Source organism: Paeniglutamicibacter sulfureus (assembly GCF_030512175.1).
Lineage (GTDB): Bacteria > Actinomycetota > Actinomycetes > Actinomycetales > Micrococcaceae > Paeniglutamicibacter > Paeniglutamicibacter sulfureus.
The window spans coordinates 259,500-283,142 of record NZ_JAULBL010000001.1; the positions used below are offsets into that span (position 1 = coordinate 259,500).

A 23,643-nucleotide genomic window follows, 5' to 3' on the forward strand; every position below is an offset into this window, starting at 1 on the left:
TGTCAACGCGTCCAGGACGCGAGGTGGGCGTGGTGTGGAACCTCCCAATCTACCCGAGCCCGGGGACGGTTCCCCTGGCTCGATGGCTGGGTGACATGGGCCAGGCCGGTTCCCGTGGCCCGTCACTGCTCCGCACTGGCTGGTGGTTCGAGGAACCCTGCCAGCCGGGCAAGCCTGAGGCCGAGGTGCAGGTCGCGCTGGACGGTGCCCAACCGCAGGTCAACGCCTGCGACTTCGGTGAGTCTCTCCAACCGGTAGTAGATGGTGGAGCGGTGCACGTTGAGCACCTGGGCGGTGGCCTGGATATCTCCCGCGTTCTCGAGGAAGGCCTCCAGCGTTTTCGCCCAGTGCCGGGTCTTGCGCTCCTGCAGGATGCGCCTTACCGGGGAGGGCAGGTCCGCCACCCCAAGGCCGTCCAACGGCAAGGTGGCCAGTATGCCGTCGGCACCTGAGTCGGCCCAGTGCACCGCCACCGGGTGGTCGGCCGGCGCCAGGCTGGTGGCACGAAGGGCCCAGCCCGCCCGCCGATAGGAAAAATGCAGTCCGTCCAGGGGCGCCAGCGGACCGATGCCTGCCCGGGCCGGGGCGAGTTGGGGACGGGTGAGAATTCGTGCCAGGCGAGGGGCAACCACCGGGCGGGGGAAAATCAGCACACCGTTGCCTTCCTCGGCGACGCCGCCAATCACGCTGGCCGTCGAGGTGTCGTTGACGAAGCGGATGGTTTGCGCGACGGCCTGTTCCACCCGGCCCTTGGCAGCCGCGTCGGCATCCACTGTGCCGGGCCCGACCGCGACCGCGCAATAGTGCTCGGAGGCCCCGAAGATCCCCTCGCCGAGCAGGGTTGCCGCCGCGCTCTCGCGCCGTTCGTCCTCGTGGGAGACCAGGTCCAGGGCCAGTGCACCCGAGCGGTCCAGCAGTGCCCGAAGACCGGCGTCCCGCGACTCCAGAAGCCGGCTGATGCGATCGAGCGAGTGCCCGGCGACGAAGTCCCCCAAAGGGCCGGCGGCAGTGCCCTCGGCAGGGGTCAGCAGCAGGTGCCCGACGATGTGCCGGTCGGCGCCCAGCAACCGGTGCATCACGACGGACCCGATGCCTTCCAGGTCGTGGACGGCACTCCCCTGGTTCGTCGTGGCCGGCGCCTCCCACGAATCGCTGTGGGCCAGGATGCGGGAGAGGCTCAGACGGTCCTGGGGGGACTCATGGATTGAATAGGCGATGACCCGCATGGTGCGATCCAGCACGACCAGTCGCCGGCCCATTGCCTCGGAGAGGTCCTGGATGGCGTCGTGGAGTTCCGGCATGCGGTTCATCCGCCCATGGTAGGCCGCAGACTGCGGCCAAAACCAATCAATTGCGACACTGTGTCGCAAATGCGGAACCCAAACTCCAACCGCATGCCGATGTGGTCGGCGTCACCCGCTACGTAGGGTGGACGGGACGCACAAGCACCGTTTCCACCAGAAGGATTTTTCCATGCACACCACCATCAACCAGCCACGCGGCCGCCGCATTGCCATCATCGGTGCCGGCATCAGCGGGCTGACCCTGGCCATCGAACTGCGCCGCCGCGGCCTGGAACCGCTGGTCTTCGACCGGGTGGCCGAGCTGCGTGAGGTGGGCGCGGCCGTTGCCCTCTCCGCCAATGCGACCCGCTACCTGATTGAGCGAACCGGCATCGGCGCCGGTCTGGCTACGGCGGCTGCCAGCGTGGACGGCCTGGTGTTCCGCGACGGCCGTGACGGCCGGGTCATCGGCAGGGTTTCCTCCCGCGAGGAATACCAAGCCACATGCGGCGCACCGTACTACGGCATCCACCGGGCGGACTTGCAGAAGCTGCTGGTGGACCGCCTGGGCGGTGAAGGCCTGCACCTGTCCAAGGCCTGCGAGCGGATCGAGGAAACCGCCGACGCCGTGCGCCTGCACTTCACCGACGGCGACGTCGTCGAGGCCGACCTCGTGATCGGCGCGGACGGCGCCCGCTCGACGCTGCGCCGCCACGTCGTCGGATACGACGATGCCCAGTTCTCCGGCTGTTCCGGTTGGCGCGGGATCGTCTCCCCCGAGGCCCTGGCGGACCTGCCGGATCCCGAGGCCATCCAGTTCTGGATGGGCCCCGGCGGCCACCTCCTGCACTACCCGATCGGCAGCGGAGAGCAGAACTACTTGTTGGTCCGCCGGCACGACGGGCCGTGGGAAGGCCCTGCCTGGGCCACCGCAGATGAAGAGGGAGCCCACCTCAAGGCCTTCGAGGGTTGGCATCCTGCGGTCCAGCAGATGATCGGCGCCGCGCCGACCGGAGACCGCTGGGCACTGTTCCAGCGTCCGCCGCTGCACCAGTGGAGCCGCGGGCGGGTGACCCTCATGGGAGATGCCGCCCACGCTCTGGTGCCCCACCACGGGCAGGGCGCCAACCAGTCCATCGAGGACGCCATCGTTCTGGCGGACTGCCTCATCCAGTCACTGGAAGACGGCTCCGGCTGGGACGCGGCACGCCAGCGCTACCAGGACGTGCGGATCGAGCGCACCCGCAAGGTGCAGATCGCCTCGGCGACGACCGCCGATGTCCTGCACTTGCCCGATGGGGAACGCGCCGATGCGCGGAATGCCCGGCTTGCAGCGCCGGATGCGTGGGAACGCCACCTGGGCTGGATCCACGAATTCCAGGCAGCACGTTCCCTTCAGCCTGCCTCGACCTAATCGGTTCCCGCGCGCTCTGGCAGCATACGCATCGGCAGCGGGAAGCCGTGATCGACCAGACGCGTGCGTGCTCGACAACGGTTGCCCCGCTTCCCCGAGGGTGAATCGGGCTTGTGCTGGTGTTCCGTTTCGCGTCCCGTCACCGGACGTTTCACCGGACAGGTCTTACGGAACACCCGACTTTCCTGTGAATCTGAGAAACTTCGAACATTGAGGTCAGGCCCTGGTGCGTTCCGGTAGCCCACCGGCTTTCGGGACAGTGCAGAAGCATCCGGGCGGGGAACCAGATGCTCAAGCCGATCCATTCGGATTCACTACCCCGATTTCACGAAAGTGGTCCGGCGCTGGATCTATGGGTGCTGAATCCGCGATCGACGGTTCTCACCGGTAAGGGTTTCATGCCTTGTTTGGCGCAGTCCCCCGCTCCTGCTGTTTGGGTGGGCAGGGAACCGTCCCATAGGAGCAGAAAACGCAGCAGTCCCCAGCCGCTGGGCGTAGACGTTCCCCGCAGCCGGGGCATACCCAGAAGAACTGGCATGCGTCGGTCGGCATCTGAACGGCAGTGGCTACGCCGCACGACGGGCACGACAGAACGGAGTTTAGTTCGACGGACATCTCTTGGCTCTCCATGGGTTGGTAGAAAATGCGGTTGACGGCCCCGGTGGCTTGGGTGACCGGTCAGCCGGTGAAAGCGGGCAGGAATCGCAGAAAGACCGACCCTGCGACCACGACGTAGGCGATGGCCACGAGCGTGCCCGCCCAGTCGGCAGCGAACCTGGTCACGGCCCGGGGCGCGGGAATGACGCCGTGGACGAGGTTGCGGACCGTGAGCAGGATAAACAGGGGGATCATTGCCGCCCACACCACCATGCAGTACAGGCACAGGATGTAGATCTCGAACAGGGCCTGGCTCCAGAGCCAGGCCACGAACACCGCGCCCAAGGTCACTCCGGCTTGCAGTCCCGTCCAGTACCAGCGCCCCGGGGCGGCCCCGGAGAGCACCATCATGGCGGTGGCCAGGATGAGGGCGAAGGCGACGATGCCGATCAACGGGTTGGGGAAGCCGAACAATTCCGACTGCCAGGTGCCCATGACCCGCCCGCAGGACACCCACGGGTTCACGTCGCAGCTGGTGATGTGGCCCGGGTTCTCATACAGGGCCAGGCGTTCCAGGACGAGGATGGCCGAGGCGACCCAGGCCACAGCCCCGGTAACCAGCAGCACGAGGCCGAACGTGCGGGGGCGGGCGAAGCGGGGCAGCCGGATCTCCTGGTCCCGGGGGCCGGCTATGGGTTCAGCGGTGATAGGTGTGCTCATGGAGTCTTCTTCCGGATCTGGCGACGGCGGATTAGTTGGCGGCCGTCGCGGCGACGGCGGCCCTGAACTCATCCAGGCTCTGCACCGTGAGCATCTTTCCGTCGAGGAAGAACGTCGGGGTTCCGGTGACGCCCAGGGCCTTGCCGTCGTTGACGTCGAGCTTCACGCGTTCCTCGGTGGCGGGGTTGGCGACGGCGGCGTCGTAGGCGGCCATGTCCAGTCCCAGGTCTTCGGCATAGGTGCGGAACAGGGCGCTCTTGTTCTCGGCGGATTCGCCCCATTGGGCCTGGGTGTCGAACATCTTTTTGTACATCGGCTCGTAGGCGTCCTGCTGCGCCGCGGACTCCACGGCCACGGCGGCGTTCATGGAGTTCAGGTGTCCGGGCAGCGGGAAGTACCGGTGGACGAAGGTGACGTTCTCCGAGTGCTCGGCACGCAGCTCCTCGACGAACGGGTAGGCCGCACCGCAGGCCTCGCACTCGAAGTCCAGGAACTCCACCAGGACCGCCTTCTCGTCTGGGGCTTGGGACAGCACGCGGCTGTTCTCCCGCACGACCTGTTGTTGGGCGGCGGCGTCGGGGGCGGCGGTGGTCTCGGGGGCCGCGGTCGTGGAGTTGCCCTGGGCAATGACGTAGCCGATGATGCCCGCGACAACGGCGATCGCCAGCAGGATCCAGACCACGATCTTGGGCTTCTTCGGGGCTCGGGTGGTTGAGGGGGCGGTGTTGGTCATGTGGTGTTCCGTTCTGTGGTTTGCGGTCCGGCGTGCCGGACCGGCTAGGAGGTGGGGGCTGGGTTGGTCGCTGAGCGTGGATGCTTGCATGCTCGTTGAGTGGAGCTCCGGGGCGACTGGTGTTTTTGGTTCGGGCTGCACGCAGACCGTTGAAGATCACGATGACCTCTGTGACCTCGTGGATCAGGACGACGGCTCAGCGCGAATTGGTTCCCTGTGGATTGTTCGGGGTAGCTCATGCGCCGAGGTAGACGGAAATCAGCGCGAAGAGTCCGGCACCGACGGTGAGGTAGATCGGGTCGGTCCGGCTGGTTTCGCCTTCGTGGGCTTCGCTGATCATTTCTTCGATGACCACGCTGGTCAGGATCCCGCCTGTCAGGGCCAGGACCGACAGGGTGATGATTTCGGGTGCGTCGCGCAGGACAAAGTAGCCGATGCTTGCTCCGAGAAGTATCGGGATGCCGAAGGCCAGGGACAGCAGGATGCGTTGGCTTCGCCGGACCTTGGCCCGCTTGAGTGTGGCGATGGCGGCGAATCCTTCGGGAATGTCGGCAGGGACCTGGCCCAGGGCCAGCAACAGTCCCAGGGACGGGTTGATGAGGCTTGCGGTGCCGATCATGACGCCGTCGCTGAACAGGTCGAGCGCGACTCCCGTGAAGATGGCCATCGGACCCTCGGCGTCTTTTCCGGCACCTGCCCGTTGTGTCAGGAACGCAATGAGCCGTTCGAGTCCGATGAACGCGGCACCGCCGGCGGCGAAGGCCGCAATGGGAACCCATGCGGGGTTGCCGTTGAGGGCTTCGGGCATCAGCTCCAGGCCGACGACGGCCAGCACTATTCCGGCCGCCAGGTGCAGGGCCTTGCTGAGGGACTTATCGGAGACGTGGAAGAATTCGGCGGCCAGGCCTCCGAGCAGATTTCCGGCAGCGGGCAGGGCAGCGAAGGCGAGGACCAGCAAAAATCCCTGCATCGGGAACCTTTCTAACGACCGGGCCCAAGGCCCGGTAAAGCGTGGTTGGGTTACGTTCCCGGTGTGGTGCGGGGGTGCAGGAAGGCGGCCAGGACAAGAACGGCTGCTCCGGTGGTGACGAATACATCGGCGAGGTTGAAGGTGGGGAACCACCCGGTGTGCAGGTAGTCCACGACGCCACGCCCGTCGAGCCGGTCAATGAAGTTGCCCATTGCGCCGCCCAGCAGCAGCGCCCCGCCTCCCCGCGAGAGCCCCGTCATGGTGGGTGCCGATGAGAGCAGATACCAGGTTAGGGCGAGGATGATCAGTCCGGTCACGGCAATGACGGCCCACGACGGCAGGGAGGACCCGAAGCTGAACGCAACGCCGGGGTTGTAGAGCAACCGGAAGTTGATCAGCCCCAGATCAATGACCTGCCCGTCGGAGAGCAGGGCCTCGGCCGCCGCCTTGATCACCAGATCGGCTGCGGCCAGGGCGGCAGCCCAGGCGAGCAGCACGGCCCGGAACCGCAGGACCGGGCGCGGACGCGTCCCGGTCCCCGGTCCCGTTTCGGCGCTCACGCGCTCGGCTCCAGCGCCGGGACCGACTGCGTACTTTTCAGTGCAGTCCGGCGGGTGATCCGGCCGGCCCGGACCCCGTTGGCGATCACGACGATTTCCGCCAGTTCGTGGATGAGGACCACAGCGGCCAGCCCGAGCACCCCGAAGAGGGCCAGCGGGATCAGCACGGCAATCAGCAGCAGGGACAGGCCCACGTTTTGCAGCATGATGCGCCGGGTGTTGCGCGCATGGTCCAGGACCTGGGGCAGGTGGTGCAGGTCCTCGCCCATCAGCGCAATGTCTGCGGTTTCGATGGCCACATCGGTGCCCATGGCCCCCATGGCGATGCCCGTGTCGGCGGTGGCCAGGGCGGGAGCGTCGTTGACGCCGTCCCCGACCATCGCGGTGGGCTGCCGGGTTTGGAGGGTGCGGATGATCTCCGCCTTGTCCTCGGGGCGCAGGTCCGCGTGGACTTCGGTGATGCCCGCTGCCCGGGCCAGGGCGGTTGCGGTGATGATGTTGTCCCCGGTGAGCATGGCCGTGGTGTAGCCGGAGGCCGTGAGCCTGGCGATGACCTCGGGTGCTTCGGGGCGCAGCTCGTCGCGGACTCCGATGGCGCCGATGACCTTGCCGTCGTCCTCGATGAGCACGGCCGTGGCTCCGGCGTGCTGCATCCGCTCGATGTCCGGGGCCAGGGCTCCGGCATCGATCCATCCTGGGCGGCCGAGCCGGACACGTTTGCCGTCCAGGTTCCCCTCCAGGCCCGCCCCGGGAATCGTGTCAACGTCGGTGACCGATGCGCGCTCGGTGGTCGCGGCGAGGATGGCGCGGGCCAGCGGGTGTTCGCTGCGGGATTCCAGTCCGGCCGCGAGGGCAAGCACTCGTTCCCGGGTCGCGGACCCGGTGCCCACGACCTCGATCACCGAAGGCTTGTTCCGGGTCAATGTTCCGGTCTTGTCCAGGGCGATGGTGCGGATCTTGCCCAGGGTTTCCAGTGCCCCGCCGCCCTTGATGAGCACTCCGATCCGGCTGGCGGCCCCGACGGAGGCCACCACGGTGACGGGCACGGAGATGGCCAGCGCGCAGGGTGATGCCGCCACCAGGACGACGAGGGCGCGTTCGAACCACAGGGCCGGTTCCCCGACGATGAAGCCGAAGACGATGATCAGGGCAGCGGCGATCAGGATTCCCGGGACCAGTTTCTTGGCGATGGAGTCGGCCAGTCTCTGGCCCGGGCCCTTGCGGGATTGCTCGGCCTCGACGATATGCACGATCTTGGCCAGTGAGTTGTTCTCGGCGGTGCTGGTGACTTCCACTTCCAGAGGGCCGGTGCCGTTGATGGACCCGGCGTAGACCTCGGAGCCGGGGCCGACCTCGACGGGGACGGATTCGCCGGTCAGCGCCGAGGTGTCCAGGGAGGTGCGCCCGGTGATGATCCGCCCGTCGGTGGCCAGGCGTTCCCCTGGCCGGACGACCAGGCGATCCCCGGGGACCAAATCGGCCGGGGAAACTGTTGCCTCGATGTCGTTGCGCAGGACCCTGGCTTCGGCCGGAACCAGGTCCAGCAACGCCCGCAGACCGCGCCGGGTCTTGGCCAGGGAGTATTCTTCAAGCCCCTCGGAAATCGCGTAGAGGAAGGCCAGCATCGCGGCTTCCTCGAACTGACCCAGGGCCACCGCGCCGATGGCAGCGATCGTCATCAGCGTCCCGACGCCGATTTTTCCCTTGAGCAGGCGTCGGAGCGTGGAGGGAACGAATGTCCAGGCGGCAACCAGCAGTGCACCGAGTTCCAGGGGCAGTGTCACGACCCGGGGGCCTCCGGCCAGCGAGGTGATCCACGCCGCCAGGAGCAGCGCGCCGGCCACGGCGGCCGCCCGGACCTCGGTTACCTGCCAGAACCCCGGGGCTTTTTCGGTTTCACCGGTTTCGGTTGTCTCGTCGCTGCATCCGCAGGCGTCGCTCATCGGGCGTTCTCCTGTTCAACCATCGGGGCGGTGGTGCTGTCGGGGCCGTAGGTCGGGCACAGGCTGACAGCGTTGCCGGTGGAGGCAAGCAGGATTTCGGTCTGGGCGAGCATGTCCATCAGTTCCGGATGGGACAGCGAGTAGTACACGCTGCGGCCTTGGGAGCGCCCCTCGACCAGGCCGCAGTCGCGCAGGCAGGCCACATGCATCGAGGCCGTGGATTGGGGCAGGCCCAGCTCACGGGTGAGGTCGCTGACCCGTACCTCGCCGCCGGACATGCGCTTGACGATCTTCAGTCGGATCGGGTCGCCAAGGGAACGGAACAAGGCGGCCGCGGGGTCCAGCCCGCACGCGTCCACCGGAGCATCTTGATTGATCAGCATTTACTGATGATATCTTAATTTAATGATCATTGATTCAAGCGTCAGTCCGCTGGGGTACCCTTGCGGTGCGCCTCGAAAGATCATGAACCCTTTGTGCAGCCGATCCTCTGATGGCGGATTTTGCAAATGACAGTCCCAGTCAAGGTTCCGCAACTGAACCAGTGACCCCTTGAATCGATGGGCTTGGGGTTGCGACAGTTAACGCTGAAAACTACTGCATCCCTTGTTTCCTATTGCCCTGTCGTGTTGGCTGTATCGATACCCATCACGGAAATGACCCGAGCGTCACACACAGGGAAAGCAGCAGCAGCCATGGAAACGAATGACTCGCCGTTTTTCTCCTCGGGCACCGCGCAAGCCCACCCTGCCCGCAAACGGCCCAGCAGCAAACTCCGCACGTTCCTGCTGGTCATCGCCGTCCTGACGCTCTCCTTTGCCGTCTTCAGCATCTTCGGCGCAACCGTGGGAACCTCTGACAATTCCCCCTATTCCGAACGTTTCCTGCTCACCTGGATCACGTTGCCTTCGTTCCTGCTTGGCTTCGTCTATCTGGCTTTGTATTTTCTCGTTCGCCGAAACCAGACTTACTAATTCGGCAAGTCCCCCCGGCAAACCAGCCTCGGACGGGATGGCAAGAGTGCGCTCCAAGGCAGCACCGCCCACACAACAAGACGGGTAGGCACGGCAGCTCGGTCCACGCGGCACGCTGAAGCATTCGAGACACTAGGCCAGAGCCTGAAACTGGCTTGGCGGTCTCAATCACTTATTTCAGTGTCCGGTAAAGGTTCCATTCCGGCCATGATGCCGCCATGCAACTGTCGTCTGAAACAAGAATGTTTCGGAGTTGGGCTGGCGCGACGCCTTGTAGCCTGACAGAGTTGGTCCGGCCGGGCCGACTGCGGGCTTGCGTATGAAGGGTGAGTCGATATGTGGGACACCTATCCAATTGGTAACCGCCCCTTGGGCTGGATAGAGCTCAGCGAGAATGGCTGGGGCGCCATCGCCGCGTGGTTCGCCGGACCGAAGAACGTGGCGCGCGAGCCGATGGGCGAACGCACCGACCTGATAAAGGTGAAGTGTGAATCGGCGGGCGGCGCCACTAGTTCTTGGACCGAGACCATCACAGAGGCAGACGTCCATGACATTGAAGACGGCATTGACGAATACCTCTTGGATGCCGGGCTGCCGGCCCGACCGCACGGCTATCGCTGGTTCATGCGCTTGCCTGCCGTCGTCAACGATGAGCAGGATTTCTGGGGCCGTCTCAATGAGGCAGACTTCAGGATGCCGCATCGGGATCGGGACATAATCCGTGAGGCGGCCAACTTCGGTGCCACCATCAAAGACCTCTACCTCAGGTCTACGATAGAATGATGATCATCCACAACCCTCAACGACAAGGGCGGCCCATGCGCGTTCACCTCCAGGCGCCACCCCCCGTCACCCGAGGTCGTCTACCCGGAAAACATCCTCTATTGGCCTGAACTTCCAGGGGTCATCGTTGCGTGTGCGGCGGGGATCATCCTGCTGTCATTCTTGAGGTTCCCCATTCGCCGCTGGCGCCGTCGCAAGTAGCGGACTGCCCGCGCCCAGGAAGCCCGCAACACGTCCCGCTGGAGCTTCGGCTTACGGACGCACTAGCGCAGTGCAGACGGCTTTGGACGCCCAGTGCACTCGCCTTCGAAAATGGCATCTCCGAGGGTCCTTCTGGGAAATCCCCAACGACCCCTCGGCGGACGGAGCATGGTCAATTAATGGTGCGATCCATTCAGGTTTGCTTGGAATGCGAAAGCGATTCAGCATGGCGCATGATCAGCGAAGCGGCGACCAAAGCTGCGGAAAACGGCAAGAAGGTAACCGTCACTAGCAGATAGATCGTGGACACGGCCATGGCAACGGGCGCATCTTCGATAACTCTGGTGGTTCCGAAGCTGCCCATGATCTGAGGGCTGAACGCGATCAATAGTACGGCCGTGGCACCTAGGATCAGGCCCGTCCACATCGTCGTCTTGGACAAGTTTGACGCTTCCACACGATCCCCTCGCTCCTTGTGCTCCACTGCCATCAGCCAAGCATCAGGTCCAAAGGATTGCAACGGGGTGAGACCCATCGTTACACCTCCGTAGCTACCCCGCGGACCCAGGGTCTGTGCAGGTTCCTCGCTTTCGACGGTTTATGCCGAGACTTCGCATGGCCCCGGCGATGTGTCCGGTGAGCTTTCCCTCATCGGTCCGGTCGCGCATCTCCGCCCCCACCTCGGATGGCGGAGTATGCAGCTTTGGATCCACCCGGCGCTGATCCGGCGCTACCTAAATTCAGCGACGACGCGCACCGGACCGCTGCTGAAGTCGGACGGCAGATGGGGATGAAGCGGATCTTGCCATGTCTTCAAAGGATGCCCGACAGCACCCGTGATGACCGGTCACGCGGCGGAACAACCATTGTTCGATCATCATCATATTTGACGTAGATCGAAATATCGTTCAGGATGGACGAGGCGAGGCACGGTGCCTCGCCCAACGAAAGGACACATATGCGCGCCTGGATGCTAGACGACTTCGGCCTCGAGAACCTGAACCTGCACGAGATCCCGACACCCCAACCGGCCGCCGGGGAACTTCTCATCAAGGTCTCGGCCGTCTCGCTGAACTACCGAGACAAGGCCCTGGTAGACGGCATCTACATGCCCGAAAAGATCTCAAAAGGACTGATCCCGGTGGCCGACTCCTCCGGAGTCGTGGCCGCAGTAGGGGCGGGCGTAACAAAATACAAGGTCGGGGACCGCGTCACCTCCCACTTCTACTCCACCTGGCACGATGGGCCGTGGCTAAACGAATACGCCGACTTCCAGACCGGCGGGCCCATCAACGGCGGACTGGCCGAATACCAGATCCTCGGCGAGGACAACGTCGTCCCCACTCCCCTGGACATGAGCGACCTCGAAGCCTCAACCCTGCCGATCGCCGCACTCACCCCGTGGTTCGTCCTGCGCGAGTACCGCAAGGTGAAGCCCGGCGATACTGTCCTGGTCCAGGGCACCGGAGGCGTCTCGATCTTCGCCATCCAGCTCGCTTCGGCCCTTGGTGCCCGAGTCATCGTGACCTCAAGCAGCGACGAAAAGCTGGTACGCGCCCGAGAACTGGGGGCAACGGACACCATCAACTACCTCACCACCCCTGACTGGGCCGCAGCCGTCCTGGAACTGACCGACGGCCAGGGCGTGGACGTCGTGCTAGACGTCGTTGGCGGCGACGGGCTGAAGGACTCGGTCCGCGTTGCCAAGGGCAACGGACTGGTCGCGGTCATCGGATTCCTCCAGGGCCAAAGCACCACCCTGGACCTGATGGACGTCATCTGGCACCAGGCCCAGATCCAGGGGATCGCGGTCGGGCACCTGCGCGCCTTCGAAGACCTGGTCACGTTCCTCGGCGAACACACCATCAACCCGGTCATCGACACCGTCTACCCCTTCGAGGAAGCCCACGCCGCCTACGCCCAGCTCGCCCGCGGAGCGTTCGGGAAGATCGTTATCCAGGTCAACTAACGGACGGGCGGCGGCGAGCAGTAAGATCGAAGGCTGAGAGAAGGACAACCATGGCACGAAGCACCAAGATTTCGGACGAACCCGACATCGCCGACTTTGATTTCCCCCGTATCCTCGCCGCCGTCGCAGACCCCGTGCGCCTGAGCATCCTCAAGCAACTGGCCAACGCAGAGGAAGCACTGAGCTGCGGAGCCATCGAACTGCCCATCAAGGCCTCCACGGCAACGCACCACTTCACGGCCCTGCGGCAGGCCGGCGTCCTGCACCAGTACTACGTCGGCACCTCCAGGATGAACCTCCTGCGAATAGACGACATGGAACGGGCCTACCCGGGCTTCCTGCCCTCGGTCATCGCCGGGCTGGCGACCACGACACCCAAGTAGCACCGGCGCGCTTCGTCGCCCAGCGTGTGCACCGACCGAAGGCCGGGGGCGCAATGCCGAGAAAAATACGACGCAGTCCATCCCGCGGGAGGTTCGGCTACCGGTCGTGACACGAACTGGGCAGAGGACTCCTTTTCGGCGACTGTTCAACCACCCACTTGCGCAGAGCGGGGTTACGCCTGGCTGGGTCAGCCCACGGCGACGAGCGTCGCCCAGGCAACGTCGATCACACACAGCCCGTCGTCGGTCTCTCGGTAAAAGACGTCTCCCGGATAGTGGCTCCCGGGCACTGCACCCTTGGGGAGGCCCTCCAGGTTGATACTCCACTGAGGGTCGAGCGCCGCTTGGTCGTCCCAATACTCCGCGAAAAACTCTTCCGGCTCGCCTGCCGAAAGCCCTGACCAATCGCTGGGCGCACCGAGGTCCGCCACGGAATCAATACAGACAACGCCTGAGGTTCCACCCGAAGCCAAGTCATTCACGAGCGTCTCGGTCATTTGAATCACCTCGGCGCCATCGCTCCCCCAGATCAATGAGTCGACCGAGCACCCAGTCAGCAAAGCTGCGAGTGCTCCAGCCGAAAGTCCGCAAACCACTCTCCGAATCGATCTCATTCTTCAAACCTACCGTCCCGCCTATCGGACCTGTACACGGTCAGTGGCTACGACGATGTCGCATGTCCCGGCGGTGTACATGGTGCCACCGCTGACAAAAGAACAACGGATTGTCCGGTGAACGTTGTGCACATGACGCACGGCGCATGCCGCACAAAGTCATGTGGTGCTCGGTGACAGCTCTGGGCGGGAGTCGCCTGGATATCGAATCAGGCCCTCGGCATCTACTCTTCACTCGAAGGCAGAAGCAATGTGGATGGCGTACTGTCCACAGGTCAAGGTAAGGTCCCGCCCCAGAGAGGCCAAAGTGCAGTGTTGAATCGGAAATTCGCCTTCTTCTGAGTCTCCGCTGATGCTCGACTCGTAGATGAACGGTGAGCGCCGGCGGTAGATCCGGTGGCCGGGGTGTCGAACTCCTTCCTGGCTGACGATGACGCTTTTCCATCGTCGGCGGTTTATCCCACCCCTAACGCTGGCATAATCGGTGACCTATGACACCAAGCCGCGAGCGGAGCCCGTTGAACCGTGAATAGCGTCAAAGAAGCCTCGGCTGTACTGCACCACCGGCAGTTTCGATACTTTTGGCTCGGACGAGTAGTTTCCTCGATCGGTTCGGCCGCGGCCCCGATAGCTGTCGCGTTTGCAGCCCTTGAGGCAGGTGGCGGTGTCGAATGGTTGGGCTTCATCCTCGCTCTCAACATCGCTCCACAAGTGTTCCTGCTTCTCGTCGGTGGCGTGCTGGGCGACAGGGTCCGGCGTGACCGAGTGATGGTCATTGCGAACGCCGTTTCCGGAGTTGTGCAGGTGGCCATAGCCATACTGATTCTGGCCGGCGTGGCTGAGCTATGGATGCTGGCCGCCTCCGTCTTTCTCCTGGGTGCGGCTTCGGCCTTTTTCCAACCAGCTTCCCAGAGATCAATCGTCCAGTTGGTCCCCCCGGAATTGCGATTGGCTGCGAACGCGGTACTTCGTCTTCCCTTGAACGTCGCGAAGGTGCTCGGTCCGGCACTCGGTGGTCTGGTTGTCGCGCTGATCGGCCCGGGGTGGGCACTGGCATTCAATGCTTCCACTTTTCTCTTATCAGTATTCTTTCTCGCTTCGATCCAGTTGCCCCAGCCAATCAAGAGCAAGACCTCTGCCCTTTCAGCCTTCCGAACCGGCTGGAAAGAATTCAGTGCCAGGCGTTGGTACGTCATCATGGTGGCGCAGTCCGCCGTCACGGTCTTGATGTGGCTGGTGGGATTCCAGCTTTTCGGACCAGTCGTTTCCCACTCATCACTGGGAGGTGCGTTCGCTTGGGGATTGATCAGCGGCGGCTTCGCTTTCGGACTGGTCGGAGGCTCACTGGTCGCCGTTGCGGTACGGCCCCGACGAGTGGGCATCACGGTATCTCTCTGCATGGCTACCCAAGCGCTGCCGCTTGTGGCCCTGGCTTTTGTCGCCCCGCTCGGGGTGATCGTCGGTGCCGCCGTCCTGGCGGGCATTGCCCTGGATATCTCGATCGTGTCCTGGTCGGCATACTTCCAAGAGCAAATTCCAGAGGGGTTGCAGTCACGCCTGTCTTCGATCAGTACGTTCGGGCAGCTTCTCCCCGTCCCAATCGGTTACGTATTGTTCGCGTTGCTCAGCGGGTACTTCAGCAACACCATCATGGTGAGCCTCATGTCGGGAATTCTCGTCGTCGCGGCATTGCTGCCACTCCTACTGCCTTCCATTCGGCAATTGCGGCTTGGACAGGTCGTCGATGAGTCCATCGCTGGAGAGAATGACGATCTGCTTCCCGACTTGCTTGCGAAGGAAGCCAAAGGTGAAGCCACCTAAGCGCCCGGCTTCGACTCCCCTTCCGCTGCGGGCCGGCGCACGCCATCAAGACGCCGGCGCAACGGTCGGTTAGCCGGCAGCCCCCGACTGCGCCATGGCCGGCTCATCCGCCATGCTGAAGACCAGCTGCAGGCAACCGCGCACGGAGACCGGTTCGACGTGGATCCCGTACACCCGCAGCAGCATCTCGGGGGTCAGCACCTCCTCGGGCGTTCCGCTGGCCACCGCCTGGCCATCCTCGAGCATGACCAGCTTGGTGCAGTAGCGGGCTGCCAGGTTCAGGTCGTGCAGCACGACCACGGTGGTGACCCCCAGCTGCCCGACCATGCGCAGCAGCTCGTGCTGGTAGCGGATGTCCAGGTGGTTGGTCGGTTCGTCCAGCAGCAGGTGATCGGCCTGCTGGGCCAGCGTGCGGGCCACCAGCACGCGCTGCTTCTCCCCTCCCGAGAGCGTGGAGTAGGGGCGGTCGGCCAGGTCCCGGGCACCGACCCGGCTCAGCGCGGCGGCCACCGCCTGGTGGTCCTCGCGGGTGAAGGCGGCCAGCGCCTTGCGGTGCGGCGCGCGGCCGAGCAGCACCATGACCGCGACGCTCACCGGCAGGTCGGTGGGAGTTTCCTGAGCGACCACGGCCACCCGCCGGGCCAGCTCGGTGCCGCGCAGCGCCGTGACCGGCTGCCCGTCGAGGACGACCAGCCCGGCCCGCGGGCGCAGGGCCGCGTACAGGGTGCGCAGGAAGGTGGACTTGCCGCTGCCGTTCGGGCCGATCAGCCCGACGACCTCCCCCGGCCCGGCGTGCAGCCCGACGGATTTCACTACCAGCTTCCCGCCGTAGCCGACGGAAACATCGGTGGCTGTGATCATGCTTTGGGCCCCCTTGGGCTGTTGGTTGTCATTGGGTCGGGTTCAGCTTGCGCACCAGCACGAAGAGCAGCGGGGCGCCGAGCAGCGCGGTGACGATGCCCAGCGGCAGCTCCTGCGGGGCCAGGGCCGTCCGGGCGAGCACGTCGGCCCAGACCAGGAAGATCGCACCGAGGAGCGCCGCCACCGGCAGCAGCTTGCGGTGGGTGGAGCCCACGCACAACCGCGCGATGTGCGGGATGATCAGCCCGACGAATCCGATGCCGCCGGAGGCCGCGACCAGCGCGCCCACGCACAGCGCGGTCACCACCATCACCGCAGCGCGCAGCTTTGCCGGGGAGATCCCCAGCGTCCGGGCCGTGTTGTCGCCGATGGCCAGCGCGTCCAGCGGGCGGGACCAGAGCAGCAGCAGCACCAAGGTGGCCAGCACTACCGCCCAGGTGACCAGCGCGGACTGGCCGGTGGCCTGGGTCAGCGAGCCGAGCGTCCAGAAGAGCACCGAGCGGCCCGCGTTCGGGTCATCGGAGGCGAAGATCAGCAGGGAGGTGAGCGCGTGCAGCACGTAGCCCACTGACACCCCGGCGAGCACCAGCCGGGTGGAGGTCATCTGCGAACCGACCCGGGCGAGCAGGAAGACAGCTATCCCGGCGGCCAGCGCCCCGGCGAAGGCGCTGCCGGCCAGCGAGGCCGAGCCGATGCTCACCGAGGCCCCGAAGAGGATCGAGGCCGCCGACAGGGTCGAGGCCCCGGAGGTCACGCCCAGCAGATAGGGTTCGGCCAGGATATTCCGCGTCAAGGCCTGCAGGGCCACCCCGGCCAACGCCAGCCCGGCGCCGACGGCGGCACCCAGCAGCACCCGGGGCACGCGCAGCAGCAACACGATGGATTCCTCGGAGTTGGTCCAGCTGCCGAGCGGCTCGCCGCCAAACAGGTGCCCGCGCAGGATTTGGAGCACCGTGCCCGCCTCGATGGCCACCGGCCCGAGGCCCACAGCCACCGGCAGGGTGATCAGCAGCGCGGCCAGCAGGCCGGCGATCCACAGTGCGGTGTGCCGGGTGCGCCGGTGGTGGTGGTGGTGCGCTGTACGGTTCGCGGAGCGCGGGGTCCAGCTGGGTCATCGTGGCCTCTTCATCGATGGGTCGTCGGTTGCGGTGCGCAGTGTGAGCGCGGCACCGAGGGCAAGCAGGGTGAATCCGCCGAGCACCGCGGCCGCAGCCAAGTAGCCCGCCGTGCCCAGCGCGGCCCCGGCGGCGCCCGCGCCGAGGAACAACCCCAGGGACATGCCCGCGGCGTTCAGGCTCAGCGCGGTGCCGCGCACCTGCCCGCAGCGGCGCACCAGCAGGGTCATCACCGCTGCGGAAACCACCGCATGGCTGGCCGAGAGCACCGCGGTGCCCAGCATCGCCAGCAGCAGCACCGGGGAAAGGTACACCCCGAGCAGGGCCAGCAGGCCGGTGCCCAGGCAGATGGCCATCACGGCCCGGGTACGGACCTCGGAGTCCTCGGCGTTCAGCATCCGCCCGGCGAGCAGGTGCCCAAGGAAGAAGGAACCTCCGCTCAGGGACCAGACGAAGGCGAACCAGCCGGCGGTGAGCTGGAACTTGTCCGCGTACAACGGGGCGAGGAAGGCCAGGTGCCCCATCAGCGCGCCGGCCCGCCCGAAGGAAACCAGCAGCAGGGCGCGCGCCCCGGGGATGGCCGCCAGCGTGCGGAATGCGGCCAGGTAGCCAAGTCGCGGGGCCGACTCTCCCGCGCCGGGGTGTGCGCGGCCGTAGCGCACCAGCGCTGGCGCCAGCGCGAGGGAGAGCACGGCGATCGCGATGAGATTGCCCTGCCAGCCCCACCACAGTGCCGGCAGCACCAGCAGGGGCGCGCCCACGGTGGAGGCCAGGGTCTGGGCGGTCATCACCAAGGTGGCGGCACGGCCCGCCGCGGGAGTGGTCCCGAAGCGGTCCGCGGCGGCAGTGGACAACGCCGGGTAGAGCAGCGCGTTGGCCACGCCGGTGGCCAGGCAAAAGGCCGCCAGCGCCCCCAGTCCGGAGAAGGTCCCGAGCACCGCGGCGATGCCCAGCAGCACGAGGGCGGCGGCGGCCACGCGGCCCGGTGCGATGCGCCCGATCAGCGGGGCCAGCGCGACACCGGTGAGCACCGCGCCGACCCCGGCCAGCCCGCGCAGGGAGCCGACCTCTGCATAGCCGGCCCCGGCCCAGTCGGCGATCGGCACCAGGAAGGTGCTCAGCACGGTGAAAGGCAGCAGGCCCACGGCCGAGGCCAGCAGCGCCGGCCAGATCTCGGCGATGATCCTCCGTTCACCGGGCAGCTTGTCGGTGGTGTCCAGTTCGGTCTGACTCATGCCGCACTCCCGATCCCGGCGCGGATCATGCCCAGGTCCTCGGCGAAGGCCGCGGACATGGCGTGGCGCGGCCTGCTCCGTGCGGGCACCGCGGGTGCGCGCCGGCGGCCGGCAGTGTGCGCAGGCCGGCGCAGCCGTGCCGGCTGGCTCATGGGGTGGCCAGCCGTTCGGCGAGCAGCTCTACCCCGTCAACGGCCAGCGGGCCGGGCGAAGAATAGTAGTAGTTCAGCGGCACCACGGCCGTGTCGTCGTTGACCGCCTCAAGTCCATCGAGCTCGGGCCTGGCGCGTAGCTCTTCGAGTACGTCCTGGTCGGTTTCCATCGCCGAGGATCCGGTGGGCAGGTACATCGCGAAGACCTTGTCGGCCGCGCTGGCGACCAGCTCTTCCGTAGACGGCTCGAAGTAGCGCTTGGGCACCTCGTTGAACACGTTTTCCAGGCCCAACAGCGACATCTGCTCCGAGACCAGCGACTCGTGCCCGTAGGACCCCAGGGTGCCGGCGGTCGGCACGTACAGGGAAAGCGCGCTTTGCCCTGCCCCTTCGTCCACACGCTCCGCGGCAGCTGAGACGCGGTCCCGCATGTCCTGGACCGCTGCGGCTGCCACCGGCTGGGTCCCGAAGAGACGGCCGTAGGACTCGACGTCCCGGTAGATCTGCTCGAACCCGCTCAAGCCGCCGGTGGAGCGATCCTCGAAACCGGCGCAGTAACCGCTCACCGTCAGCATCTGCACCCCGGCCTGGGCAAGGCGATCGGCGAGGGAATCGAGGTCGACCCCCGCCGCGATGTCGGTGCCGATGACCACGTCGGCGCCCGACCCGAGGATCATCTCGTAGGAGACGTCGTGCGAGTCTTCGGTAACCCGTTCGGCCCCTTCGACGACGGCCTTCGTCGCTGCGTCGAAGGGCACTTCCATGCTGCCCGCGTAGTGCGTCAGCTTGTCGCCCGCTCCGGCGGCAACCAGCAACGCCGGCGCCTCCGAGCCGACCGCGAGCACCCGCTGCGGCTGCGCGTCAAACACGACCTCCCGACCGCAGCTGTCCAGGATGACCGGACCGGCCGTCGCGTCGCCCGGGGCGCTTCCCGCGGAGCCGGCCGGGGCACCGCACGCAGTCGCGACCGTCAGCACGAGGGCGGGCATGACAATCATCCAGGGATTGATTCTTCTCATTGACTAGGACTCCATTTTCGGTGGCCAGGGCTGCGACGCTCAGTCGCCGGGGGCACATCTGGCCGGCACCTCGTAAACACTAATGAGAATCATTATTATTTGTCAAAACGAAGACGACACAAGTTGGCGCGGGCCGGGCGCGCTCGCATGGGGTCGCCGGGGGAAGGGAACCTGCCCCTTGACGTGGCAACCTGCCGGCCGACCGGCGCGGTGGCATGACGGGGGCCGGCAGCGGCGTGGGGCACGCCGGCGGCGGCCGTGCGAGGCCCAAGGCAGTGCCGCAAAGAGGCACTTAACCAGAAAATCCCCAGCCACCTTGCGGTGGCTGGGGATTTCTTGCTCGGGGCTTATGCCTCGAGCACGACCGGAACGATCATGGGCTTGCGGCGCAGCTTGCGCGACACCCACGAGCCGATGACGCGGCGGACGATCTGCTGCAGCTGCTGCGTGGTGTGCGTCGGGTTGTTGCGCACCGCATCCTCAAGGGCCTCGGCGATCTTCGGCTTGATCTCGTCAAACACATTGTCGTCCTCGGCCACGCCGCGGGCGTGGATCTCGGGTCCGGAGATCAGCTTGCCGGACTGGCGGTTGATCACCGAGATAATCGAGATGAAGCCCTCCTCGGCCAGCGTGACGCGGTCCTTGAGGTCCTCGTCGGTGATGGTGCCGACCTTGGAGCCGTCCACGTAGACGAACCCGCAGTCGACTTGGCCCACGAGCTTGGCCACGCCGTCCTTGAGGTCAACGACCGAGCCGTCCTCGGTGAGCAGCACGTTCTCCGCCGGCACGCCGGACTGGGCGGCCAGGCGGGCGTTGGCGATCAGGTGCCGGGTCTCGCCGTGCACCGGCATCACGTTCAGCGGCTGGACGATGTTGTAGCAGTACAGCAGCTCGCCGGCCGAGGCGTGGCCGGAGACGTGGATCTTGGCCATGCCCTTGTGGATCACGTCAGCGCCCAGGCGCATCAGGCCGTTGATCACGCGGAACACCGAGTTCTCGTTGCCCGGGATCAGCGAGGAGGCCAGGATGACGGTGTCGCCCGGACCGACCTGGATGCGGTGGTCGCCGGTGGCCATGCGCGAGAGCGCGGCCATCGGCTCGCCCTGCGAACCGGTGGACATCAGCACAACCTTGTGGTCGGGCAGCTTGTCCACGTTCTTCATGTCCACCAGGATGCCGGCGGGGATGTGCAGGTAGCCCAGCTTCTCGGCAATGCCCATGTTGCGCACCATGGAGCGGCCGATGAAGGCGACCTTGCGCCCGTGGACCTCGGCGGCGTCGATGACCTGCTGCACGCGGTGCATGTGCGAGGAGAAGGAGGCGACGATGATGCGCTTGCGGGCGCGGCCGAAGAGCGCCTCGAGCACCGGGCCGATTTCCTTTTCCGCGGTGGTGAAGCCGGGGACGTCCGCGTTGGTGGAGTCGGTCATGAACAGGTCCACGCCCTCGTCGGCCAGGCGGGCAAAGTGGCGCAGGTCGGTGATGCGGCCATCGAGCGGCAGCTGGTCCATCTTGAAGTCGCCGGTGTGCAGCACGGAGCCGCCATCGGTGCGGATGAACACGGCCAAGGCGTCCGGGATGGAGTGGTTGACCGCGACGTATTCGGTCTCGAACGGGCCGAAGGTCTCCACGTCGCCCTCGGCAACCTGGCGCAGCACCGGCTTGATGCGGTGTTCCTCCAGCTTGGCGGAGATCAACGCGAGGGTGAGGCGCGAGCCGATCAGCGGGATGTCGTTGCGCAGGCGCAACAGGTACGGGACGGCACCGATGTGGTCCTCGTGGCCGTGGGTGAGCACGACGCCGACGACGTCGTCGAGGCGGTCCTTGATGTAGCTGAAATCGGGCAGGATGACGTCCACGCCCGGCTGGTGCTCCTCGGGGAAGAGCAGTCCGCAGTCGACGATCAGCAGCTTGCCGTCGATTTCGAAGACGGCCATGTTCCGCCCGATCTCACCCAGGCCACCGAGCGGCACAATGCGCAAGGTGCCCGGCTTGAGCTTGGGCGGAAGGTTGTGGAGCACCGTATCGGTGACCACGGATGAGGAATCGGTCATGAATAACTTACCTTTCTAGATCTCCCATCCGCCCTCGCGCAAATCGGTGCGGATGGTTTCGAGTTCCGTTTCCGACGGTGCCACAAGCGGCAGCCGGACCACGGTGTTCGGCAGGACTCCCTGCCAGTTAAGAATGTGTTTTGCCGCAACGGCGCCCTGGACGTGGCTCATCACCGCGCGCTGGATCGGGTCCAGCTCGAAGTGGGCCTTGCGGGCGGTCGCCAGGTCACCGGCGAGCATCGCGTCAACCAGGATGCGGTACTTGGCCGCGGCAATGTGGGCGGTGACCGAGACGACGCCGACGGCGCCTGCTGCCATCAGTGGCAGGGTCAGTCCGTCGTCGCCGGCGTAGACATCGAGGTCGGTGTTCGCCAGCACCGTGGTGGTGGACTGGTAGTCGGCCTTTGCGTCCTTCAGGGCCACAACCAGCGGGTTCTTCGCCAGTTCGATGATGGTTTCCGGTGCCATGGCGATGCCGGCGCGTCCCGGGATGTCATAAAGCATCACGGGCAGCTGCGTCGCTGCGACGATGGCCTCGACGTGGGCAATGACGCCCGCCTGGGAAGGTTTGTTGTAATACGGGGCGGTCACCAGGATGCCGTGCACCCCGGCGTCCTTCGCAGCAAGCGAGAGCTTGATCGAGTGCGCGGTGTCATTGGTGGTGGATCCGGCCAGGACCTTGGCGCGGTGCCCCACGGCCTTGACCACGGCGGCGAACATGGCGATGTTTTCCTCGTCGCGAAGCGTCGAGGTTTCCCCGGTGGTGCCGGTGACGACCAGGCCGTCGCAGCCCTCGTCCACGAGTTTGATGGCCAGTTTGGCGGTCGCATCGTAGTCGACCTCCCCGTTGTCCTTGAAAGGTGTCACCATGGCGGTGAGGACCGTTCCGAAGGTGTGGTTCTTGCCCGGGGTATGCAACACAGATTCAGCCATGATTCCAAGGTTACACTTCGCACGCACCAAGCCTTGATTCGGCGCATGCGTTTAGGCTGTAAACATGACGCAATTCTCCTCCCGCAGCACCCGCCACCGGGCTCCGGGCACCGGCACGGCCGGCACACGCGCCCGCATCGCGGGAGTCGACGCCGCCCGCGGACTGGCACTGCTGGGGATGGTCGCGGTGCACATCATGCCGTTGCGCGTACTTGATGCCGGCGGCTCCCCCGAAGCAACCTGGGCTGCCACGCTGTTCTCCGGTCGGGCTTCGGCGCTCTTCGTGGTGCTCGCCGGGGTGGGGCTCGCCCTGCTCTCCGGCGGTTCCGGAAACATCGGTGCGCCGAAGCTGGCAGGAGTGCGCCGCTCGGTGGCGGTGCGGGCGCTGTTGGTCTTCCTGCTGGGGCTGTGCCTGGGCATGCTGGACACCAATGTGGCAGTCATCCTGGTCCACTACGCGGTGCTGTTCCTGTGCGCGATCCCGTTCCTGGGGATGCGCGCCCGCACCCTGGGGTTCTGGGCCGCCGGTTGGCTGGCCGTCTCCCCCTTCGCACTGTACCTGGCCCGCCCCTGGGCCATGGAATGGCTCGACCCGCACCGGCTGGGTGCCTCCCCGCTGCCCGAGGATATGTTCTCCCCCGCGGTGTTCCTGGCCGACCTGCTGCTTACCGGCTACTACCCGTTGCTGGTCTGGTTCGGCTTCATCCTGGCGGGCCTATGTGTCGGACGCCTGGCGCTGGAGAGGCCGCCGGTGGCCCTGTCGATCGGGGTTTTCGGCGCGGGCCTGGCGGTGGGAGCCAAGGCCCTCTCGGCCTGGCTGCTGGCCCAGCCAGGTGCGTTGGCCGCACTGGCCCATGCCGCCAACCAAGAGTCCAAGGAGCTGTCGGTGGCGTTGGTGACGGGACAGCGCCTGGGCAATGCGGCGGACAGCGGCTGGTTCCTGGCGATCTCGGCTCCGCATTCGGGCGCCCCGCTGGATGTGCTGCACGTCGTCGGTTGCGCGCTGGCGGTGCTGGGGGCGGCGCAATTGGTGTGCATGGCCCTGTCCGCGCTCTTTGGGCAGGTCGGCGAGATACTGATCTGGCCGCTGACCGGAGCAGGTGCCGCAACGCTCACACTCTATGCCACGCACTTGGTGGCCCTGGATCTTTTCAGCGACATTTCGGCGCCGCTGCCTCGCACCGGATTGTTCATCATCTACTCGGTGGGCTGTCTGCTGGCCGGGCTGGTGTTCAAGTTCCTGGGACGGCGCGGCCCGCTCGAGGCGCTGGTGCACACCGTGTCGCGGACGCTGGGGCGCAGCGGCTAA

24 protein-coding genes are annotated in these 23,643 nt (G+C 65.9%); 7 read left to right on the forward strand and 17 right to left on the reverse strand.

The window, feature by feature from the left end; translation table 11 throughout:
- Positions 1-122: 122 nt before the first annotated feature.
- On the reverse strand, positions 123-1,301 hold the full coding sequence (locus Q2T94_RS01135) for a PucR family transcriptional regulator (protein ID WP_302262565.1): 1,179 nt from the start codon (positions 1,299-1,301) through the stop codon (positions 123-125).
- Positions 1,302-1,473: 172 nt separating this feature from the next.
- Between Q2T94_RS01135 and Q2T94_RS01140 the strand changes: the two genes are divergently transcribed.
- Positions 1,474-2,697, forward strand: a complete 1,224-nt coding sequence (locus tag Q2T94_RS01140) for an FAD-dependent monooxygenase (RefSeq protein WP_302262566.1) — start codon at positions 1,474-1,476, stop codon at positions 2,695-2,697.
- 396 nt (positions 2,698-3,093) lie between these two features.
- Here Q2T94_RS01140 and Q2T94_RS01145 read toward each other — a convergent pair whose 3' ends face one another.
- The 7 genes from Q2T94_RS01145 to Q2T94_RS01175 all read right to left on the reverse strand — a co-directional run bounded on the left by Q2T94_RS01145 (position 3,094) and on the right by Q2T94_RS01175 (position 8,603).
- Positions 3,094-3,327, reverse strand: a complete 234-nt coding sequence (locus tag Q2T94_RS01145; RefSeq protein WP_436836802.1) for a GDCCVxC domain-containing (seleno)protein — start codon at positions 3,325-3,327, stop codon at positions 3,094-3,096.
- 48 nt (positions 3,328-3,375) lie between these two features.
- Positions 3,376-4,014: a vitamin K epoxide reductase family protein gene (locus Q2T94_RS01150; RefSeq protein ID WP_302262568.1), complete on the reverse strand. Its 639-nt coding sequence runs from the start codon at positions 4,012-4,014 to the stop codon at positions 3,376-3,378.
- A 31-nt stretch (positions 4,015-4,045) separates the two neighbouring features.
- On the reverse strand, positions 4,046-4,747 hold the full coding sequence (locus Q2T94_RS01155) for a DsbA family protein (protein ID WP_302262569.1): 702 nt from the start codon (positions 4,745-4,747) through the stop codon (positions 4,046-4,048).
- Between the two features lie 235 nt (positions 4,748-4,982).
- A complete protein-coding gene (locus Q2T94_RS01160; protein ID WP_302262570.1) occupies positions 4,983-5,717 on the reverse strand; it encodes a ZIP family metal transporter in 735 nt (244 codons plus the stop codon).
- Between the two features lie 50 nt (positions 5,718-5,767).
- On the reverse strand, positions 5,768-6,277 hold the full coding sequence (gene lspA, locus Q2T94_RS01165) for a signal peptidase II (RefSeq protein ID WP_302262571.1): 510 nt from the start codon (positions 6,275-6,277) through the stop codon (positions 5,768-5,770).
- Positions 6,274-8,220, reverse strand: a complete 1,947-nt coding sequence (locus tag Q2T94_RS01170) for a heavy metal translocating P-type ATPase (protein WP_302262572.1) — start codon at positions 8,218-8,220, stop codon at positions 6,274-6,276. The genes lspA and Q2T94_RS01170 overlap by 4 nt, the downstream gene beginning before the upstream one ends.
- Entirely contained in the window at positions 8,217-8,603 is a 387-nt protein-coding gene (locus Q2T94_RS01175; RefSeq protein WP_302262573.1) for an ArsR/SmtB family transcription factor, read from the reverse strand. The genes Q2T94_RS01170 and Q2T94_RS01175 overlap by 4 nt, the downstream gene beginning before the upstream one ends.
- A 312-nt stretch (positions 8,604-8,915) precedes the next feature.
- Here Q2T94_RS01175 and Q2T94_RS01180 point away from each other — a divergent pair, with 312 nt between their 5' ends.
- Positions 8,916-9,194 carry a hypothetical protein gene (locus tag Q2T94_RS01180; RefSeq protein ID WP_302262574.1) on the forward strand — a complete coding sequence of 93 codons (279 nt, stop codon included), beginning with the start codon at positions 8,916-8,918 and terminating at the stop codon, positions 9,192-9,194.
- 336 nt (positions 9,195-9,530) lie between these two features.
- Positions 9,531-9,977, forward strand: a complete 447-nt coding sequence (locus Q2T94_RS01185) for a DUF5956 family protein (protein ID WP_302262575.1) — start codon at positions 9,531-9,533, stop codon at positions 9,975-9,977.
- A 394-nt stretch (positions 9,978-10,371) separates the two neighbouring features.
- On the opposite strand, the gene Q2T94_RS01190 is transcribed toward Q2T94_RS01185, so the two are convergent.
- Positions 10,372-10,713, reverse strand: a complete 342-nt coding sequence (locus Q2T94_RS01190) for a hypothetical protein (protein ID WP_302262576.1) — start codon at positions 10,711-10,713, stop codon at positions 10,372-10,374.
- 423 nt (positions 10,714-11,136) lie between these two features.
- On the opposite strand from Q2T94_RS01190, the gene Q2T94_RS01195 reads away from it, so the two are divergent.
- On the forward strand, positions 11,137-12,147 hold the full coding sequence (locus Q2T94_RS01195; protein WP_302262577.1) for a zinc-dependent alcohol dehydrogenase family protein: 1,011 nt from the start codon (positions 11,137-11,139) through the stop codon (positions 12,145-12,147).
- Between the two features lie 50 nt (positions 12,148-12,197).
- Positions 12,198-12,530 (forward strand): ArsR/SmtB family transcription factor, encoded by a 333-nt coding sequence (locus Q2T94_RS01200; RefSeq protein ID WP_302262578.1) that lies wholly within the window; start codon positions 12,198-12,200, stop codon positions 12,528-12,530.
- A 188-nt stretch (positions 12,531-12,718) separates the two neighbouring features.
- Here Q2T94_RS01200 and Q2T94_RS01205 read toward each other — a convergent pair whose 3' ends face one another.
- On the reverse strand, positions 12,719-13,027 hold the full coding sequence (locus Q2T94_RS01205; protein ID WP_302262579.1) for a hypothetical protein: 309 nt from the start codon (positions 13,025-13,027) through the stop codon (positions 12,719-12,721).
- Positions 13,028-13,669: 642 nt separating this feature from the next.
- Here Q2T94_RS01205 and Q2T94_RS01210 point away from each other — a divergent pair.
- Positions 13,670-14,965 (forward strand): MFS transporter, encoded by a 1,296-nt coding sequence (locus tag Q2T94_RS01210; RefSeq protein ID WP_302262580.1) that lies wholly within the window; start codon positions 13,670-13,672, stop codon positions 14,963-14,965.
- 69 nt (positions 14,966-15,034) lie between these two features.
- Here the strand turns inward: Q2T94_RS01210 and Q2T94_RS01215 are convergent, their stop codons facing one another.
- The 7 genes from Q2T94_RS01215 to dapA form a co-directional block, all read right to left on the reverse strand.
- A complete protein-coding gene (locus Q2T94_RS01215; RefSeq protein ID WP_302262581.1) occupies positions 15,035-15,826 on the reverse strand; it encodes an ABC transporter ATP-binding protein in 792 nt (263 codons plus the stop codon).
- A 28-nt stretch (positions 15,827-15,854) separates the two neighbouring features.
- A complete protein-coding gene (locus Q2T94_RS01220) occupies positions 15,855-16,865 on the reverse strand; it encodes a FecCD family ABC transporter permease (protein WP_302263334.1) in 1,011 nt (336 codons plus the stop codon).
- 72 nt (positions 16,866-16,937) lie between these two features.
- Positions 16,938-18,176 carry an MFS transporter gene (locus tag Q2T94_RS01225; protein WP_302262582.1) on the reverse strand — a complete coding sequence of 413 codons (1,239 nt, stop codon included), beginning with the start codon at positions 18,174-18,176 and terminating at the stop codon, positions 16,938-16,940.
- On the reverse strand, positions 18,173-18,328 hold the full coding sequence (locus tag Q2T94_RS01230) for a hypothetical protein (RefSeq protein WP_302262583.1): 156 nt from the start codon (positions 18,326-18,328) through the stop codon (positions 18,173-18,175). The genes Q2T94_RS01225 and Q2T94_RS01230 overlap by 4 nt, the downstream gene beginning before the upstream one ends.
- Entirely contained in the window at positions 18,325-19,347 is a 1,023-nt protein-coding gene (locus tag Q2T94_RS01235; protein WP_302262584.1) for an ABC transporter substrate-binding protein, read from the reverse strand. The genes Q2T94_RS01230 and Q2T94_RS01235 overlap by 4 nt, the downstream gene beginning before the upstream one ends.
- Positions 19,348-19,694: 347 nt before the next feature.
- Positions 19,695-21,401, reverse strand: a complete 1,707-nt coding sequence (locus Q2T94_RS01240) for a ribonuclease J (RefSeq protein ID WP_302262585.1) — start codon at positions 21,399-21,401, stop codon at positions 19,695-19,697.
- A gap of 15 nt (positions 21,402-21,416) precedes the next feature.
- Positions 21,417-22,334: a 4-hydroxy-tetrahydrodipicolinate synthase gene (dapA, locus tag Q2T94_RS01245; protein ID WP_302262586.1), complete on the reverse strand. Its 918-nt coding sequence runs from the start codon at positions 22,332-22,334 to the stop codon at positions 21,417-21,419.
- Between the two features lie 64 nt (positions 22,335-22,398).
- On the opposite strand from dapA, the gene Q2T94_RS01250 reads away from it, so the two are divergent.
- Positions 22,399-23,643 (forward strand): heparan-alpha-glucosaminide N-acetyltransferase domain-containing protein, encoded by a 1,245-nt coding sequence (locus Q2T94_RS01250; protein WP_302262587.1) that lies wholly within the window; start codon positions 22,399-22,401, stop codon positions 23,641-23,643.

Excerpts from the sequence above, each read along its gene's own strand:
- Q2T94_RS01155 (WP_302262569.1), bottom strand. The coding sequence starts at position 4,747 with ATGACCAACACCGCCCCCTCAACCACCCGAGCCCCGAAGAAGCCCAAG.
- dapA (WP_302262586.1), bottom strand. The coding sequence starts at position 22,334 with ATGGCTGAATCTGTGTTGCATACCCCGGGCAAGAACCACACCTTCGGA.
- Q2T94_RS01195 (WP_302262577.1), top strand. The coding sequence starts at position 11,137 with ATGCGCGCCTGGATGCTAGACGACTTCGGCCTCGAGAACCTGAACCTG.
- Q2T94_RS01185 (WP_302262575.1), top strand. The coding sequence starts at position 9,531 with ATGTGGGACACCTATCCAATTGGTAACCGCCCCTTGGGCTGGATAGAG.
- Q2T94_RS01215 (WP_302262581.1), bottom strand. The coding sequence starts at position 15,826 with ATGATCACAGCCACCGATGTTTCCGTCGGCTACGGCGGGAAGCTGGTA.
- Q2T94_RS01135 (WP_302262565.1), bottom strand. The coding sequence starts at position 1,301 with ATGCCGGAACTCCACGACGCCATCCAGGACCTCTCCGAGGCAATGGGC.
- Q2T94_RS01230 (WP_302262583.1), bottom strand. The coding sequence starts at position 18,328 with ATGAGCCAGCCGGCACGGCTGCGCCGGCCTGCGCACACTGCCGGCCGC.
- Q2T94_RS01160 (WP_302262570.1), bottom strand. The coding sequence starts at position 5,717 with ATGCAGGGATTTTTGCTGGTCCTCGCCTTCGCTGCCCTGCCCGCTGCC.
- Q2T94_RS01180 (WP_302262574.1), top strand. The coding sequence starts at position 8,916 with ATGGAAACGAATGACTCGCCGTTTTTCTCCTCGGGCACCGCGCAAGCC.
- Q2T94_RS01190 (WP_302262576.1), bottom strand. The coding sequence starts at position 10,713 with ATGGGTCTCACCCCGTTGCAATCCTTTGGACCTGATGCTTGGCTGATG.
- Q2T94_RS01145 (WP_436836802.1), bottom strand. The coding sequence starts at position 3,327 with ATGGAGAGCCAAGAGATGTCCGTCGAACTAAACTCCGTTCTGTCGTGC.
- Q2T94_RS01140 (WP_302262566.1), top strand. The coding sequence starts at position 1,474 with ATGCACACCACCATCAACCAGCCACGCGGCCGCCGCATTGCCATCATC.
- Q2T94_RS01170 (WP_302262572.1), bottom strand. The coding sequence starts at position 8,220 with ATGAGCGACGCCTGCGGATGCAGCGACGAGACAACCGAAACCGGTGAA.
- Q2T94_RS01225 (WP_302262582.1), bottom strand. The coding sequence starts at position 18,176 with ATGAGTCAGACCGAACTGGACACCACCGACAAGCTGCCCGGTGAACGG.
- Q2T94_RS01250 (WP_302262587.1), top strand. The coding sequence starts at position 22,399 with ATGACGCAATTCTCCTCCCGCAGCACCCGCCACCGGGCTCCGGGCACC.
- Q2T94_RS01200 (WP_302262578.1), top strand. The coding sequence starts at position 12,198 with ATGGCACGAAGCACCAAGATTTCGGACGAACCCGACATCGCCGACTTT.
- Q2T94_RS01235 (WP_302262584.1), bottom strand. The coding sequence starts at position 19,347 with ATGAGAAGAATCAATCCCTGGATGATTGTCATGCCCGCCCTCGTGCTG.
- Q2T94_RS01240 (WP_302262585.1), bottom strand. The coding sequence starts at position 21,401 with ATGACCGATTCCTCATCCGTGGTCACCGATACGGTGCTCCACAACCTT.
- Q2T94_RS01175 (WP_302262573.1), bottom strand. The coding sequence starts at position 8,603 with ATGCTGATCAATCAAGATGCTCCGGTGGACGCGTGCGGGCTGGACCCC.
- Q2T94_RS01205 (WP_302262579.1), bottom strand. The coding sequence starts at position 13,027 with ATGACCGAGACGCTCGTGAATGACTTGGCTTCGGGTGGAACCTCAGGC.
- Q2T94_RS01150 (WP_302262568.1), bottom strand. The coding sequence starts at position 4,014 with ATGAGCACACCTATCACCGCTGAACCCATAGCCGGCCCCCGGGACCAG.